The organism is Belliella kenyensis, assembly GCF_022549675.1.
Lineage (GTDB): Bacteria > Bacteroidota > Bacteroidia > Cytophagales > Cyclobacteriaceae > Belliella > Belliella kenyensis.
Map to the genome: position 1 here is coordinate 183035 of NZ_JAKZGR010000001.1, position 16751 is coordinate 199785.

9 protein-coding genes are annotated in these 16751 nt (G+C 36.4%); 5 read left to right on the forward strand and 4 right to left on the reverse strand.

Annotated features, from left to right (window positions below; all coding sequences use genetic code 11):
* Positions 1 to 174: 174 nt before the first annotated feature.
* A complete protein-coding gene (gene smc / locus MM214_RS00710) occupies positions 175 to 3714 on the reverse strand; it encodes a chromosome segregation protein SMC (RefSeq protein WP_241290878.1) in 3540 nt (1179 codons plus the stop codon).
* A 70-nt stretch (positions 3715 to 3784) separates the two neighbouring features.
* Between smc and MM214_RS00715 the strand changes: the two genes are divergently transcribed.
* From MM214_RS00715 to MM214_RS00735, 5 genes are all read left to right on the forward strand, one after another.
* Complete coding sequence (locus MM214_RS00715; protein WP_241290880.1) at positions 3785 to 4309, forward strand: hypothetical protein; 525 nt, start codon at positions 3785 to 3787, stop codon at positions 4307 to 4309.
* A 77-nt stretch (positions 4310 to 4386) separates the two neighbouring features.
* Positions 4387 to 4881 (forward strand): QcrA and Rieske domain-containing protein, encoded by a 495-nt coding sequence (locus tag MM214_RS00720; RefSeq protein WP_241290882.1) that lies wholly within the window; start codon positions 4387 to 4389, stop codon positions 4879 to 4881.
* The gene (locus MM214_RS00725) at positions 4881 to 5429 is read left to right on the forward strand and encodes a YceI family protein (protein ID WP_241290884.1); all 549 of its coding nucleotides are present in this window, start codon (positions 4881 to 4883) and stop codon (positions 5427 to 5429) included. The genes MM214_RS00720 and MM214_RS00725 overlap by 1 nt, the downstream gene beginning before the upstream one ends.
* Positions 5430 to 5431: 2 nt before the next feature.
* Positions 5432 to 6289, forward strand: a complete 858-nt coding sequence (locus MM214_RS00730; RefSeq protein WP_241290886.1) for a DUF5777 family beta-barrel protein — start codon at positions 5432 to 5434, stop codon at positions 6287 to 6289.
* An 87-nt stretch (positions 6290 to 6376) separates the two neighbouring features.
* Positions 6377 to 7294 (forward strand): helix-turn-helix transcriptional regulator, encoded by a 918-nt coding sequence (locus MM214_RS00735; RefSeq protein WP_241290888.1) that lies wholly within the window; start codon positions 6377 to 6379, stop codon positions 7292 to 7294.
* 156 nt (positions 7295 to 7450) lie between these two features.
* On the opposite strand, the gene MM214_RS00740 is transcribed toward MM214_RS00735, so the two are convergent.
* Genes MM214_RS00740 through MM214_RS00750 form a run of 3 tightly spaced genes read right to left on the reverse strand, consistent with a single transcriptional unit; the run spans position 7451 to position 16746 of the window.
* Positions 7451 to 11305, reverse strand: coding sequence for a phage tail protein (locus tag MM214_RS00740; RefSeq protein ID WP_241290890.1), 3855 nt, complete (start codon positions 11303 to 11305; stop codon positions 7451 to 7453).
* A 9-nt stretch (positions 11306 to 11314) separates the two neighbouring features.
* The gene (locus tag MM214_RS00745; RefSeq protein ID WP_262916560.1) at positions 11315 to 12775 is read right to left on the reverse strand and encodes a contractile injection system tape measure protein; all 1461 of its coding nucleotides are present in this window, start codon (positions 12773 to 12775) and stop codon (positions 11315 to 11317) included.
* An 11-nt stretch (positions 12776 to 12786) separates the two neighbouring features.
* Positions 12787 to 16746, reverse strand: a complete 3960-nt coding sequence (locus tag MM214_RS00750; RefSeq protein ID WP_241290894.1) for a hypothetical protein — start codon at positions 16744 to 16746, stop codon at positions 12787 to 12789.
* Positions 16747 to 16751 lie beyond the last annotated feature (5 nt).

A 16751-nucleotide genomic window follows, 5' to 3' on the forward strand; every position in this document is an offset into this window, starting at 1 on the left:
GAAGGCCTTTTACACCTCTAACCCAAGGCAGCGCCTTGGGTGTATTAGACGACTTCCTAACCTCCGCCCTGAAGGGGCAACATATAGTAATGTACCTTACCCTCAGCTGGATTATCGTGTGGTTTTTCGTAATACCATAGTCTAGATAAAAAAATCCTTCTACTCTTAATACAACTAAACCAATTCCCTCAGATCTACAGGTACGACACGCGAAACACCAGCCTCAATCATCGTAATTCCGTAGATAATATCAGTGCTTGCCATGGTTCTTTTATTGTGAGTGACTATGATAAATTGAGATTCCTTGGAAAAAGTCTGTATGATGTTATTAAATTTATCAATATTGGCATCATCAAGTGGAGCATCTACCTCATCGAAAATACAGAATGGGGCAGGTTTCAAAAGATAAATGGAGAAGAGTAGGGAAGTGGCCGTCAATGTTTTCTCTCCTCCTGAGAGTTGATTGATCGTCAAAGGTCTCTTTCCTTTTGGTTTAGCCATGATTTCTATCGGGCTATCCAAAGGATTTTCTGGATCTACCAACCTTAGATCGCAATCATCTTCTTTGGTAAACAAAGACCTAAACACCTTAACAAAATTCTCTTTAATTTTTTCAAATGCGTCAAGAAATGTTTCTTTGGCTACTTCATCTATTTCTTTAATGGTTTCGATGAGAGAGTTTTTAGCTTTGATCAAATCCTCCCTCTGTGATGTGATAAAGGTATGCCTCGTTTTGATTTCCTCATAAGCTTCCATGGCCATGGGATTGATAGGACCAATTTTCTCTAGTTTTTCTTTATTTTTTTGTACAATCTGCCTGATTTGTGTATCATCCATAGTCAGATAATCTTCATCTATGGATGGATTTTCTTCCATGAGCTGGTCAAGGTCAATTTCAAATTCTACACTTAATCTTTCCTTCATAGAGTTTAGCTTTAGCTTTACTTCATTGAGGGCATTCGTATATTCTTGGATGATGGTGTCTATTCCTTCTTTGCTTTTCTGCAATTCTCTGATTTGTTTGTCATTGGTATCTATTTCACCACGGGAAGCATAATAGTCCTTTTCAGCTTCGTTTACACCTTTTTCTATGCTTTCTTTTTCAGCGTAAAGTTCAATAAGTTCATCGTCTTTGATCTCATTATTGTCTAGAAGGGTTCTTACTTCTTGCTCAATTGAACTTTGTTCAAGTTGTGATTTCTCTATTCTCTCTTTACTGCTTTCGAAAGCACTTTTCTTAAAGGAAATTTCCTGCTCAAGACTAGTTACTTTATTATTTTGCTGATGAAATAAGATGTTATCTTGATTGAATGCAGTAGATTTTTGACTCAAAAGCTCTGATTCAATTTGTAGTTGTTCATTGAGCGTTTCGAGTTCTATTTCCAAATACTCAAACTTCGCTCTTTCATCATCAAGTCTTGGAGTGATTTCATTGAGACTGTTTTCTAACTCTTCAATTCTCTCTAAGATATCTTCTCTCTTGTTGGCATTGGTAGAAAGCATTTCAGCCAATTGCTCTTTTTTGGTACGGATAGAAACGTACTCTTGATTGATTTCGGCAATTTCTGCTTGAAGTCCTTCAATAGGAAGTTTGTAACTTACTTCTTTGAGTTTGAGTAGATCAGTAAGCTTGCCATCCAAGTTTGATCTAGTTTGACTTACTTTTTTGCTCAGTTCTTTGATGTCCTTTTCGAGTTTCTCCAGGTTTTTGGCCCTACCTATTCGTTTTCCTTCAAAAAGTCCCACCGAACCGCCAGATATACTGAACTTCCTTTTGGTGAATTTTCCGCTTTCAGAAATAAAAATACTTTGGGCATCCGTAGGGAAATCATTGAATTCACCCCTTACCAAATATACATCATCAAGGATGAAAGAGATGAGTTTAGCATATTTTTCATCGTATTCGATGATTTCAGTGGCAGGAATTGCATTTGGAAATAATTTGGATTGTGATGATTGGAATTTATCAAAATCAGCCAATACAAAAAAGTTTGCTTTTCCTCTGGCCGCATCACTTAGTAGATTTACTGCTGCAATGGCTTGCTCCTGAGTGTCTACGACATAGTAGTTCATGTAGCCTTCAAGGAAGTTCTCAATGGTCACTCGATATTTTTCCTCTGTAGTAAGAATATCAGAAAGTAGCGGTGTATCCTTGCTCCATGATGTATTTTTCTTGAGGAACTTGATGGCTTCTGGAAATCCCTCAAGGTTTTCTACCAATGATTTTGTTAGGTTAAACTCATTTTGTTTGGCGTCAAGTTTTCTAGATGATTGGGTTACTTCTTCCCTGATCATTTCTATCAGCTTGTTGAGTTCTTCTATTTTCCTATTATGATCCTCTTCCCTAGATTTGAGTTTGATAAGTTCTTCTTGGCTTTTGTCTAGCTCTTCTTTCAAAATCACCAGCTTATCTTCAAAGTCAGCCAAGTTGGCTTCTTGAGAATAATCATCTGAGGCAGTTTTTTCTAATTCTTGTTTTAAAGTAGAATACTGTATCTGTTTGATTTCCTTATCTTTGGATAATTGATAGACCAAGTCCTTTTTTAAGGCAAATTCTTTATTGAATTCCTTCTGCTTTTCTTGAATTTCAGTGTAAGAAGTTTTTTGTTGATCATAATCAACCTTCAGTTGCTCTATTGTGAATTCCTTTTCTGCCAAGATCTTTCTTGCTGATTCCAATTCTTGCTCTAAGGATCGAATACTAAACCCAGCTCTATCATTTGACTTTCGGTCAACATCTATTTGCTCTCTAAGTTTTTGAGCTCTATCTTCTAAAAACCTTAATCTTTCATTCTTGATCTTTTTATCAGACTCAAATTGCCTGATTTTATTGACATGCTCATTGAGTGTCTTTTGTCTTGAGCTCAACAATTTTTCTTTGTGAATAAGCTCAGATTTGACCTGCTCAAGCATGGATTCCTTTTCAGAAATCTTAGTGCTGAGCATAATTTTCTTATCACTCTCCTGTTCAATTTGTTCATGTAACTTGATCAGAGAGTCACTGTGAGAGGCTACTGATTTTTTGGCTAAGTTGATACTAGCGATTTTGTATTCTTGCTTGATTTCAAAGTATTTTGCCGTTTGCTTGGCTTGCTTTTCAAGGCTTTTAAGGTTCTTGTCTATTTCAAAAAGTACATCTTCGACTCTGTCCAAGTCACCATCAGTGTCTTCCAACTTTCTCAAGGTCTCTTTTTTTCTAGCTTTGAATTTTGAAATTCCAGCTGCTTCTTCAAAAAGGTCACGCCTAGAGTTATTCTTATCATTAAGTAATTCCTCTATCATTTTTAGTTCAATGATAGCATAGCTGTTGGAATTGATACCCGTATCCATAAATAGGTTAGTGATATCTTTTAGCCGGCATGTCACACCATTGAGCAAATATTCACTTTCGCCACTTCTATAATACCTCCTAGTGATGGTCACATGGGTATATTCAGTAGGAAGTAAGTTTTTAGTATTTTCAAATGTCAAGGACACCTCTGCTAAGTTGGTAGGTTTTCTATTTTTGGTACCGTTAAAAATGACATTCTCCATCTTATCAGATCGAAGCATTCTTGATTTTTGTTCGCCTAATACCCAACGAATTGCATCAACTACGTTGGATTTGCCGCAACCGTTAGGTCCAACCACTCCTGTGATTCCTTTGTCAAAATGAATCACCATCCGATCTCCAAAACTCTTGAAACCTTTTATCTCTAGCTTACTTAGCAGCATGCTTCCACTTTTAAAATTTGAATAGATAGCAAATTTATAACTATATTAGATTCATCAAAAAGAAAAAATCGTGGATAACATAGGAAACGTCATATATGTAGTCGCTATCATCATCTACTTCATATACACAGCCATCAAAAAAGGTGGTAAAGATATCGCTCAACCACCATCACCTCCAGAAAATCCCACAGAAGATAGACCAAGACCACAATCTTTTGAAGACCTGCTCAAAGAGATCAGAAAGGGACAAAATGAAGAGAGAAGAGATCTTGAAAATACCGGCCAAGGTGATGCTCATATTCCTAATCGAACGAAGCCAGTTCAGACGAGTTCAGACAAATATGAGGGCGAAAAAAAATATGCATCAGCCTTTGATAAATACTCTGGCACCATCAGTAAACATGAAGTGCCAAAGTTGCAAACACTTGATGAACAAGTCAGGCTTTCTTCAGACCTAATAGGTATAGGAACTGTAGGAGAAGACATAGATAAGAGGCAAAAAGGTGCTAATCGGTACAAAAAACTCTTGCAAGATCCTCAAAACGTAAAAGATGCGGTTGTTCTCAGTGAAATAATGAATAAAAAGTATTTCTAAAAAATTTGTCTAAACATTTCACATTTTAAAAGGTAATACTCTCATCCAATAGTAAATACCTTATCGTAAATGTGATCATGGAAAATGTAGACAACTTCAAAAGCGGGAGACTTAGTCAAGAACGACGAGCTTTCCTCAAAAAATCAGGAGCAATCACTATCATGTCGCTCTTTGGAGCCAGCTTTTTCACTTCTTGTGGTTCTGATGACGATTCTCCCAATGGTGGCAATACACCAGCAACCCCTCAGAATGGGATTACAGTAAATGACAGCTCTGTAGTAATAGATTTAAGTCAAGTGCCATCATTGAGCAATGAAGGTGGTTGGATTTTGATCACTTCTGCAAGAATGCTTGTCATCAATGTAGGTAGTGGGTTCAATTCTCTAACATCGGTCTGTACCCACTCAAATTGCGATAGAAATTGGTCACTTAACAATAATCAGTTTGTATGCTCTTGTCATGGCTCTAGGTTTACTACAAGTGGAGCCGTAGTCACTGGTCCAGCTACAAGACCACTTCAGTCGTTTTCAAACAGCGTATCAGGTAACACACTCACTATTAATAGAAGCTAATGAAAAGGGTCTTTCAGCTCATTATCATTTGCTTTATCACCACTCTAGCAGAGGATGCTTTCGCACAGGTGTACAAGACGGAGAAGGGAAAAGCAGAGTTCCTGTCGAAAGCTCCTCTCAATGAGTTTGTAGGTACTTCAAGCAATCTCAATGGATTGATAGATGTGGACAAGAACTTGGTTGATTTTTTTATAGACTTGAATACCCTCAAAACAGGAATCTCTTTAAGAGATAAGCACATGAGGGAAAATTACCTAGAAACTAAGAAATATCCTTTTTCAGAGTTTACGGGAAAGTTCAAAACCCTCCCAAAATTTGATCAAAAGAACCATGATGAGGTTTTTGTAGTCGGAGTTTTCAAAATTCATGGAGTTGAAAAGCAAGTAGAGATTCCAGCGAGTGTTCAAAAAACTTCTTCAAATGAATTGGCATTTGAATCCAAATTTGTCATAAAGCTTTCTGATTACAAAATAGCAATTCCAAAAGTGGTTTTTTACGAATTGGCAGAAGAGCAAGAAGTTACAATTTCGGGCGTTTTAAAAAAATAAGTATGAGCATCAGGATTTTATTATTGATTTTGTTCTTTACCCAGCCAGTAGCAGCACAGCTTGAAAGGAAGTTGGCGGTAGAAGATGGTGATGTAGACCTAATTTTCCATGCCCCAAGGCACATCAATTTGCTGACTGTTGAGCCGATGGCGAAGAAAGATTTGCATTTTGCTATCATGCATACATTTGGGACTTTAGATGGAGGAATCAGAAATCTTTATGGATTGGACAATGGAGCTAATATCCAATTTAGTTTTGAGTATGGAATTAGTGAAAAATTTTCTCTAGGTGTGGCAAGATCAGGGTTAGATAAATTTTACAATCTATACGGTCGCTATCACCTTGTCGCTCAGCGTAATGATGATCGCATACCCGTATCTATCTCCTTGATGGGCGGAGCAGGTGTCAATACATCAGATTACAGTTTTCTTCCAGCTGGCAATCCTGAGTTTAAAGACAGAACCAGTTATGCAGCTCAATTGATGATTGCTAGAAAATTTTCAGATAGACTCAGTTTACAAATATCACCTTCTATGGCATACTTTGTAAATCCACTAGAGGTATATCAGATTCAAGGAGATCAGCAGCTTTTTCTTGCAGTAGGTATCAGCTCCAAATACAAAATTACAGGAAAATCTTCCTTAACTTTTCAGTATATCCCAAATCTAAATAGTGATTTAAGAAATAATATAGGCCTTGGAATTGATATAGAGGCTGGAGGACATGTATTTCAGATGTATTTTGTGACCTCTCCAGCACTCAATGAGCAATATCTGCTGGCTGGTGGTAATGGTGTACCAGGGGAAGAGTTTCGAATTGGATTCAATGTAAATAGGATTTTTGCTACTGGAAAAAGATAATTTTGGAAATTTAAGACAATTACTGTCATGAATTAGTTTAAATTAAAGTGCCTTCTTATATTGTACATTGATTCAAAACAATAAGAAATGGCAAAAGCTGGAACTGTAGAGCAACAAAAAATACTTAGGATTTTTAAGCTTATCAATTTATTGAGATCGAATATTGGAAAACCCGCTCACAAACTGGCAGAGACACTTGGCACTGATATTAGAACCATATACAGGTATTTCAATTTGTTGGAAGCTTTAGGGTTTCAGGTAATCAAAGAGCATTCGAAATACAAGATTGTGGACAGGGTTCCTTCTCCTGATAGTTACAATTATGGGACTTTTTCGGATGAAGAAATTGCTTTTGTTGGAGGTTTGCTTAAGAAGTTTTCTAAGAAAAATCTGATGAAAGACAGTATTTTACAAAAAATAAACTTAAGGTCTGATTTTGTACAGAATGTAAATCAACTTTTCAATGCAAATTTAGGGAGGTTTGTTGATTTACTCTCAGAAGCCATCAAGTCCAAGAATCAAGTTTTACTCAAGGATTATTACGCAGCAACGAGTGATACCTTATCGGATAGGTTGATTGAGCCTGTCAACTTTAATAAGAATTTCGATGCGATTCATGCTTTTGAAATAGAATCACAGCAGATGAAGATTTTCAAAATTGAAAGAATAGGCGAGGTGATGCTAACCACGAAACCATATGAATTTGAAAGTTTGCATTCGGAATTAGAACAAGGACTGTTTGGGTTCTCGGGAAAGAGTATTTTCCACGTCCACTTACTACTGAGCAAAAGAGCATACCAATTGATGATGGAGGAGTATCCAGAAGCTAGGCAGTTTGTTTATATCGAAAAATTCAAAGATTATCATTTCAAAGGTGAAGTACCCCAGCTTCCAGGACTAGCAAGATTTATTTTAGGTTTACCTGGAGAGATTACCGTCATAGAAGGAGATGAGTTGAAAGAATACCTTACTGCACAGATAGAAAGGATGAAGTTTTGGGAGTGAGATTGAGAAACCCTCTATGTTTCAAATTTATAAATGGTATAAAATACTTTGAAGATTCTAAGATAATGGGTTCAGTTTCGATTGGAAGTAATTTTTAACAAAACTGAGTATTTCACTGGCGTAAAAGTTTGTAATTAACTTGCAATGATGGTTGATTTAATTTAGGGTTACATTGGTTAAATTATTCAACTGCTCAATGTATGACTCTAAAAGTCCTTTGTCTCCCGAACTGATATTTTCATCGTTTTGAATTGCTTGATTGATTTGATCGTATCTTGTTAGGTTTTGAATTTTGTCTGCTGCTTTTTTGATAAAGTCTATATAGTTCACGGGAATATCTGTGTTTTGACTTATCTCTTCTTTGGAATTGTTTTTTATGCTTACCTTTTCTTTCTTTTTGCTATCAATTTTATATTTGGTTAAATCTAAATCTACTTTGTTGATCACTGGCTTAGATTCAACCAAAGTTTCTGCTTTCTCATATTTGTCTCCCTTCATTTTTAGATAGTGGGATTTTAGTTTCAAAGTTGTTGGCACATGTTTTTCAGCATTTCTAATTTTCCTTACTTTTTCTTTGTCTTCAAGTGATATAAAGTTGGCATCATCTAATTGTTTATCAGTTACATCTGGAACTGATTGCTTATAATCTGGTATTACTTCATAATAAACAATTCCTCCTGACAAGACAGCTATTTTTATGATTTCTTCTGCTTCCTTCAAGTGTGTTTTATTACCTTCTTGAGAAAGTGGTGTCATATTTTTCCATTCACCAGGCCCATGTATATTGTGATTCAGCAAGTGACCACGGATATAATAGCTTCTACCACCGTCTCTTCTTAAAAGTAAATCATCAAATATGGGATGTTTACTTTGAGTAGGTTCACTACCATTCGCTCCTTTTTTTGTCAAAATTAAGGCCTCCATTTTAGTTCCCATTTCATTTTCCATGTCTCCATAGATTATATTGGATTCAGGAAGTTCATCTTCATTGATACCGAATAGAATTCCCGCATATTGTCCTAAATTTTTGAGTTCATCATCTATATCTTTTTTCTTTTTTTCTTCCAAAGCTTTATCTCCGCCAGTAGATTGATTTTTCAATGTATCTATTTTTTGTGCTATAGTGACAGCTTCAGATTTAGCTTTAACTTGATCAACTTTTGTTTCATCAATTGCTCTATTGCTGATAAACTCTGCGAAAGTTTGTGGAGTGCTAGCAATCATTAATACAAAATTTGCTCCAACTGGTTTGAAAAATAATCGATGTTTTTTATTATCCTGGGCGTTGAAATCTTCATCAACACCTCTCAAATCCAGTTTGGTTCCATCCTCTTTCTTACTTTCACCTATGCCAATTTTTGCTAAAAATCTCTTTCCCAAATCCTTTATTTTGACCCATAGTTTTTTGATCGCTTTTCCAACTCTTTCTCTCAGTTTATTGATGATAGCGATGACTTTATTGGCTAGTCCGCCGATTCCTAGGAGGTTTGCCAAAAATCCAATAACCAATGGTACAGTTCTAGCAAGGGCATTTTCTATGGTATTGGCTACTGCTGAAATACTACCTGAAGCGACAGCTCTCACACTTTCTACAAATGCACTTACCAATTCTATGATTTGAGTAGCTTTTTGTACAAAAAATGTCACTACATCTATGATAGCCATGGCTGCTTTGATAAATGCACCAACAGGTGAAAGCATTCCCATCAGCCATTTGATACCAGCACTGATGATGGTATCTCTTATCATGGTTTTGATACCTTCAATGACCATTTCTTTGAGGTCATTGAATTGTTCTTTGATATATTCCCATAATCCTGCAAGTCCCTCATTTTTCAATATCATGATGATTTCAAATCCTGTTTCCAAGGCTTTCATGATGGGCTCACCAATGACTTGGACACCTATAGACCTCACCCTGTCCCAGGTGAATCCAAGTATCTGACTTACCAGAGAGAAGATGCCTTTCAAGGAGAATATATCTTCTGGAAGCTGTATGCCTGCACCGCCCATTGCTCCTGTGAGCCATCCAATCAGCCCCGCTTGAAGGTGAGTCAATATATTTTTACCAAAGTTTTCCAATCCTAGGGCAATGCCACCAAACAAATTCCTCAAAAATCCTATAGGATCATTGATGATCGTCTGCACAACATCTGCAATTGCACTTAATAAGTTTAAAAACATGTCTTTCAAGGCGATAATGACGCCAACAACTTCACCAATAGCATCCAGTGCCATATCAATCAGTCCTCGATTTTCAGCTTGCATTTCTTCTATTCTGGCATCCACTTCTTGCAAGCTTTCCATATATTGAGCTGCCAAGGCATCAATCAACTCTGTTTGCCTTTCATTGACTGTTTCATTCAGGCTATCAAATTGACTTTGTATGGACTCTGCTGCTTCGGTTCCTATACTTTGAAGGTTTTCTGGTAATTCTGCGACATATTGAGCTACTTCGTTTCGACCTTCTTGTATGGTGTTTTTGGCAAGATTGAGATCATTAGCTACTGTATCAGCAATTTTGTCTAATGCTTTGTCCAGGTATTTGATATAGATATCTCTGCCTTCTACAAAAAACTCATTCACTTCATCTGGCATGCCAGCAAATTTGTCATATACCCATCGAGCTGCTCCATCTACGCCACTATATCTTCTCGCTCTGTAATCTCTCATGCTCACTTCAACAAATTTCTCAAACAGTAACTTTGCTTGCGTCGCTGCTGAGGTAAACATCTGCGTTACTTTTTCTTCTAAAGCTTGCAGGATGTTTTCTACCTTGGATTTAGTGCTTTCATAGATTGCATCGATATCAGCAGCTATTCGTGACCTCTCGGCGGAGTCATGATCACCAGTTTGGCTTTGGGTTTGGGCAAGTTCATCAAATGATGCTTGACGATCCCCATGCATAGCTTGTAGTTGCTGCTGACTGAGAGCCTCGGCTGATGTGGCTGTAGCACCAAGCGTAATTTGTTCACTAGACCTAAATTGCTCTGGCGCACTGCTCGAATGCTCTCTGGCAGATTCTGTTGCCGATAGTGCATTTGAGAAGCTAGGTTCATTTGCATTTGCAAGTTGCTCATCATTGATATGGTGAGTCTCCATCTCATGGCCCACCTCATTCAAATTATCTTGAAGTGGTGTACTCACTTGACTTTCTGGCCTAGGTTGAGGCATGGCTCTATCAGCAGAAATACTAGATGGAGATTCTCCTATATGTGGCTCTGGGATATCTTCAATTTCTCTAGCAACTACTGCGTTCAAATCTGGTTCAGCTTGACTAGAAGCTGCAATAGGCCCAGCTGATTGCTCTTGTTCTTGATTAACGAGAGTAGATGCACCATCTTGAATCTCTGATAGATTATTGTGCCTATCAAATTCCGTCGCTTCTTGAGGATTTTCAGGAAGCTGCATTTGCTCAATCTTAGCCATCAGCGCAGCTTTGAAACCTATGGCATCAAAGTCTCTAGGTTCTTGCTCAGCCATCGTCTCTACTTGGTTCGATTGCGCAGCACCTTCTAGTTCATTGGAGGCTAGTGGAGCCGCTCTTTGGGCATTTTGAGCAGTGATCGTTGGATCTTCATGCTGAGTAGTACGGACGACCACTTGTTCTGTAGAATTGATCAAAGAGGCAAAGGCAGGATCCTCGAGAGGAGAAAGGGGATAAGTGCTTGATGATTCCTCTTGTACTTCTCCAATTGGTAATACTGCCGGAGCTACTGACTCAGCAATTGGACTTTCTTTGGGCTTTGACATTTCTACTTTTGAAACATCAGCATCTGTTTGTCCTGTGGATGAAAATTCGGCATTGCTTTCTCCATTTTTTTTAGGCACCAAAAATGGGTTATTGTCAAAATTTGAAAAGTCTTCTTGCCTAGAAATAAATTCTTGATCTAAATCAAGCGATATGTCTGACCATATAGGCTTCTCTACGAATAGCGTATCGCCTTCGTGATGCGAAGCATGACTAGCTTTTGTTTTTGGCTTTTCTATATGAGTAGCTACAGCAGACATTTTTAAAGTTTACCAATCCACATATATTGGTTTTGAAAACCACGGTAATTTAACAACACTTATGCTCCATGGCAGATTTTCTAATAGTAGATCCTGAGCCATTCTTTTTACAACTAACCTATGATTGTCTTCTTCTAGTTTGCCCTCTCTGAGAAAAAACAAGTCTCTCAAGGCTTCTGGAGAGGTAAATTTTAACCTTTTCCAGTTTGATAGAATAGCGTTGAAAAGATTAGAAATTTCTTCTTTGATACTTTCTTCTAGGATGAAAAATCTATCAACAGGATAGTTTTGAGGTATACCACAGAGGTATTTTTCAAAAACCAGTTGATACTCTGGTGGCTGCTCTTTACCACTTGATATGTAATGTAAAGCATGAATTGCTAAGTCAATTTTATCTTTGGATACAGACTTTTTTTGATCCAAAACTTCTATTTTTCTAAAGAAATTCTCCAAGAAAGGATGTATGATTATCAAGCCAGCGTTTTGAATGTAATGGACATTATTATCAATTTTCTGCCTAATGTCTTTGGTGTCAGCTTTTGACATAGCATCATACTGATTTTCAAATTTAATTTTCAATATTGAAGTGAGGTTGGCCTTGTTAGAACTGACCTGCCCATGTTTCAAAAGACTTACAATTTCTTTATCTGAGTACCTAATACTAGGTTTCAAGGGGCTAGTTGAAATATTTGGAAATAGGCTAGTAACTAATTTCGATAAGAAAGCTAAGATCTCAATTTTAGGCTTACCGAAATGCTTTAAAATTGCCTTTAAGAAAAAGGTTGAATTTTCTGAAAAATACCAATTTCTATAAAAAATCAATGCAAGTGTCAGTGCCCTTTTTACAGCATCGGTCTCTAGTATGATAATCCTTTGCTCAAACAAAGACAAATTCGTATCATGGCCCAAGTTCAAAAGTTTAATGATTTGATTGTTTTTAAATTGGAAAAGTAGTCTTAGAAATGTATTTGGTTTATTTCTCAACAGTTGCTTGATGCTTTGTAGCTGTTTTCTATTTTGTGGCTTATTTTCTTTAAACTCTAAGAGGTTGTGCAAATAAACATTGATATCAAAATCACTCGGGCAATACCATGGTAGTCTTCCTGTAGTTAGGTACTCAAGCAGAATCTCCTCGGACTTTATATTTGTACGATGATCATTACCCTGCTTTATAGCATCAGCAATAAGAATCTCATCTAATCTACTTTTGAGCCTTTCTATCAATTTTTGTTCCGTCAAAAATGCTTCATTTTGATTCAGAAGCATATTTTCAATATCGATTTCAAGATTGACATTCTCAAGTCTGACAACCTCATCAAATTGATATTGCAATAAAAGTTTTTCCAATATAGGAAGCACATAATGATGTACAAATCCATCAACATCTCTCATAATTTGCTTTGATGTCAATTTGGATTTGATATGAATATCAAATTCAAGCTTCTCTATTAAAACTTCATTGCCTATCATTATCCTTCTTATTAAGAATTGGACAATTTTGATAAATGCATGACAATTGGGTCTTCGCTCTTGTCTACGCCCATTTTAAGTCGGGTTTCTATAAGCTCTTTCACAAATGGGCTTAACGTTTCAATTTTCTTGCGGTATAAGGAATGCTCCGTATGCCATTCTATCGTATTTAATACCATCGTAAATGCCCATTGATACTCTTTTGAGAATCTTTCATCCAAACACAACAGCATGGCATATACCATCAGCATGGAAAGGATGTACACTTCTAATAAATCTTCCCTATATTTTGAGTATTCCTCTTGAAAAATTCTGGAGTTTAAGCTTTCGAAGGTATACCTAGCCATGTCCAAGTTTCCAATTTCCCTTCCATTTAAGAAATTTTCTGGTGCCTTTTCATACAATAAAACTACTTGCTGTAAATAGGTCAAATCATTCATTAATGTTTCACCGATTTCTTTTTGGTTTACATATTTGACCATTTGTTTTTTGTAATCATTCAATCGTTCCTGAGCAGTTGAACTGCATTCAAATTCATTTTTCTCCAAATGCTCAAAATCTAAAACGGCTGTTTCTACACCACATGGCGTTTGAATGCTTAATAGGACTTCATTTTTTCCAGATGGTACACTTTTTAAAATCAAGCGATCAGAACTTTCAGCATCTAACTTTTGACTATTGAGATACCATGTGAAATTATTTACTGAAACATTAGAGCTAATGAAATAAGAGTTCAGCTTTTCGTCAAACTGGTAAACTAACTCGACCACCTCTCTAGCTAAAACCTTGATAGTCTGATCTATCAACTTTCCGTTTATCATGAATGAGATGGGGCTGTTGAAAGCTGTAAATGCGGCAGATATTATCAGTGAAGAATCTTTGATACTCAAACCAGCATAATTGGATTCCAGAGTCACTTTTGTATTTTGTGGTACGGTAGCAAAAGCTACAGCAACCTGCTGCTTTGGATGCTTACAAACTTGATTTGGTATAGTAAAGACGACTGTTTGGTCATTATCTTTAGGACTGATGGACAGTTTTGCACTAGCTTTTTCACAAGCTGTGACCACTTCTAATAGAATTGTAATCTCCTCCTTCAATTTTTCTTCAATGATCAATTCATCTGATCTTGTACTTTTTACCTCTTTACCATTTATAGACCATTGGTATTTGTTGGTATTTATATTTGATTTGACAACATGGATTTCCTTTTGCTCATTGTATTCATACGATAGTGAAAGATTTCCTTTTTGAAGTACGGTCAAAGTCTTTTCTAGTAGTTTTTTATCAGTCATGAATTGAATAGGAATTTCAAAAGACTTAAAATTCTTATCGACCTTTATAGCATGTTTTTCTATAGAAATTCCTGGTAGTGGATTAACCAATTGAATATCCGCATCACTTGGATCAAGTTCAAAAGGTACAGATATGGTTTCATCGGCGCTTTTACAAATGACTGAATCAATATTGAATTTTACTTCCTTCACTTTCTCAACTGGAGGTGTGACCATAAATGAGATCGCGGGTTGTTTTGAGCAGCATCTATATGGTAAGGCAAAGTCTGCAATGACTGAATTGTCTTTACTTTGATAGAGTAACACAAAAGTACCTGCCTCTGGAACTCCTGCCATATGTTCTAGTCCTGGGTGTTGCGCCACAAAATTTTCAAATTTTGTGGCATGCAAGATCATTTTTTTTCTCTCGTTGATTTCTAACAATATTACTTTCAAGAAATCAGCAGCACAACAATTCTCTTTCAATCTATTTAATATCGCAGTATAATGTTCCTCGAAGTTTTTTCTTATATAATCATTTTGAGGGTCGTTAATCGTTTCGGTGATCAGGCTGAATGCATCATTGGTTAATGTACACAGATTCTCTAATGCACTTTCAAATAGTCTCAGACTGTTTTCATTGACAGCGTTGATATCCTTGGGGATACGATTGATGTATACATTGATTGCAGCCATCAGTCGAGTAGGGTAGGTGACCCTTATGTCTTTGTCTATCTGTAACCATTCGTTGAGGTTAGGTATGACTTTCTTTATATCTGATTCAAAAACTGCAACATAATCGTGATATGATAGATTGGTATTTACGTACTGAATAGATTCAAAACCTTTTCCTATATCTTCGGCACCATCATAGACTATCAAGCTATAGTATGAAGGGTTAATTTTTGAATACTTAGTGGCTTCGGTTTCATATTGGATATCTGACGAAGTTTTCTTTTCCTCAGTAATGGGACTTGTACTAGATGACCCTAATTTTAAAATTGATGCTATGCTACTACTTTTCGATGCATATCGTTCGTCTTCTATCATGACATTTGCATATCTTGATGATGCATAACTAGCAGGTAACTCAATTCCGACTATTTCTCTTTCAAAAAAATCTTTGATATGACCATGTCCTCCATCAGGTTTTGTACTAAAACCAGTCAAAAAAGCACTAACCGTTTGGAGCAAACAGCTCTGTTGAGCTTTCCATGCTGAATATTGGGCATGAAGGTCTTGAAAATGTATGGGATATTGGTCAAGATTGATATCATCTATAACGAGGTCAGCATTGAGGCAAATCACATCAAAGTTGAGCCCATATTCTATGCGTTTCTGATTTATAGTAGCAAGTGCATTAGCCCAATTTTTTGAATAACTTCCTTCTATTCTTACAAAATCCAAATGGCTTAATTGCTGACGAAATCTAGATTCATTGTTGATACTTTGCTGATCAAGATCCGAAAGACCAAACTTCCAGAATGATCTCAATGCCTCATTTGATGTATAGTATCTGGGAATTGCTTTATCACTTAAATCAGCTCGTTGTATTGAAGGCCGCAATTCAATTGCCAGTGTGTTTGATTGTTGGTAATTGTTGATTTTAGCTTCAAATCTATGAAGTAAAGAAGTAATTTTTGATCTGATGTCATGATCACTTGAAATGGCCTTTGATTTGTAAAATTTGTGTCTGTAAGTCGTATCCTTATGATTTCCAAGCAGCAGATGCTTAGGAAAGGCATCAATGGGATGGTTGCATATGGAATCTAATTTTAATGTAAGATTCAATATTTCATTGTACGTGCTTATCAAATCCGTCAAAAAATTGTAATTATATTGACTATTTGGAAAAACTTTTGGAGTATAAACATTCTTGCTTCTTAATATTTCAGGGATTTGAAAACCCAATGCTGTATGCAAAGTCCCAAACAAGTCTAAACATAGTTTATTGAACTTCGTAGCCGTTGACAAACATACTTGGTTATACTTATTGAGGTCAATTTTACCATCATTAGAGATCAATTCTTTGGCTAATATTCTATTGATTTGAAAATCAGGCTGAGGTAAGCCTTTTATTGCTTTGAATTGCTGAAAAATGGCATCCTTTGGAAGTAAATAATTCTCTACATCCTTTGCATGGATCATGAAGTATTTAAGATTGAATGTTTCAGGTATCCCCTGACTATCGCAATCAGTTGTATTACAGACATCGTAGGGTTTGGAATAATTTTCAAGGTAGAGCACCACGACCATATCCGTGATATTTATTTCTGTTAGCTTTTTGGCGCCTGATGAAGCTTTTATTTCTGATGCTGTAAGTAGTTCAAAAATAGGTATATAGGATTTTTTTTCATCCAAAAATCGAGGATATTCTACCTTGTGGTTATTAAAGGGAGCATATCCTACAAAATCAATTTTAGGAATTGTAAGGGCTGTTGTTATCTTATTCGCAACTTTAGAATGAAGCTTAATCAGGTCACCATCTGTAGTCAAAGCGGACCCTTGACTTATGGTCAAAACCTGATTATCATAACTGACATCAAATCCACAAACTATTCCAGCACCAGTGAGAGCAAGTCTCGAAAGTCTATCTTGACTATCAAGATAATGTATGAGCAGATTGAGTTGAGCTGCTGTAAGCAACTGATTATCTGCAAATGATTTATAGCCTGAAGGAATGTCGAAGAGTTTCATGACTT

Excerpts from the sequence above, each read along its gene's own strand:
- smc (WP_241290878.1), bottom strand. The coding sequence starts at position 3,714 with ATGCTGCTAAGTAAGCTAGAGATAAAAGGTTTCAAGAGTTTTGGAGAT.
- MM214_RS00720 (WP_241290882.1), top strand. The coding sequence starts at position 4,387 with ATGGAAAATGTAGACAACTTCAAAAGCGGGAGACTTAGTCAAGAACGA.
- MM214_RS00725 (WP_241290884.1), top strand. The coding sequence starts at position 4,881 with ATGAAAAGGGTCTTTCAGCTCATTATCATTTGCTTTATCACCACTCTA.
- MM214_RS00730 (WP_241290886.1), top strand. The coding sequence starts at position 5,432 with ATGAGCATCAGGATTTTATTATTGATTTTGTTCTTTACCCAGCCAGTA.
- MM214_RS00735 (WP_241290888.1), top strand. The coding sequence starts at position 6,377 with ATGGCAAAAGCTGGAACTGTAGAGCAACAAAAAATACTTAGGATTTTT.
- MM214_RS00740 (WP_241290890.1), bottom strand. The coding sequence starts at position 11,305 with ATGTCTGCTGTAGCTACTCATATAGAAAAGCCAAAAACAAAAGCTAGT.
- MM214_RS00745 (WP_262916560.1), bottom strand. The coding sequence starts at position 12,775 with ATGATAGGCAATGAAGTTTTAATAGAGAAGCTTGAATTTGATATTCAT.
- MM214_RS00750 (WP_241290894.1), bottom strand. The coding sequence starts at position 16,746 with ATGAAACTCTTCGACATTCCTTCAGGCTATAAATCATTTGCAGATAAT.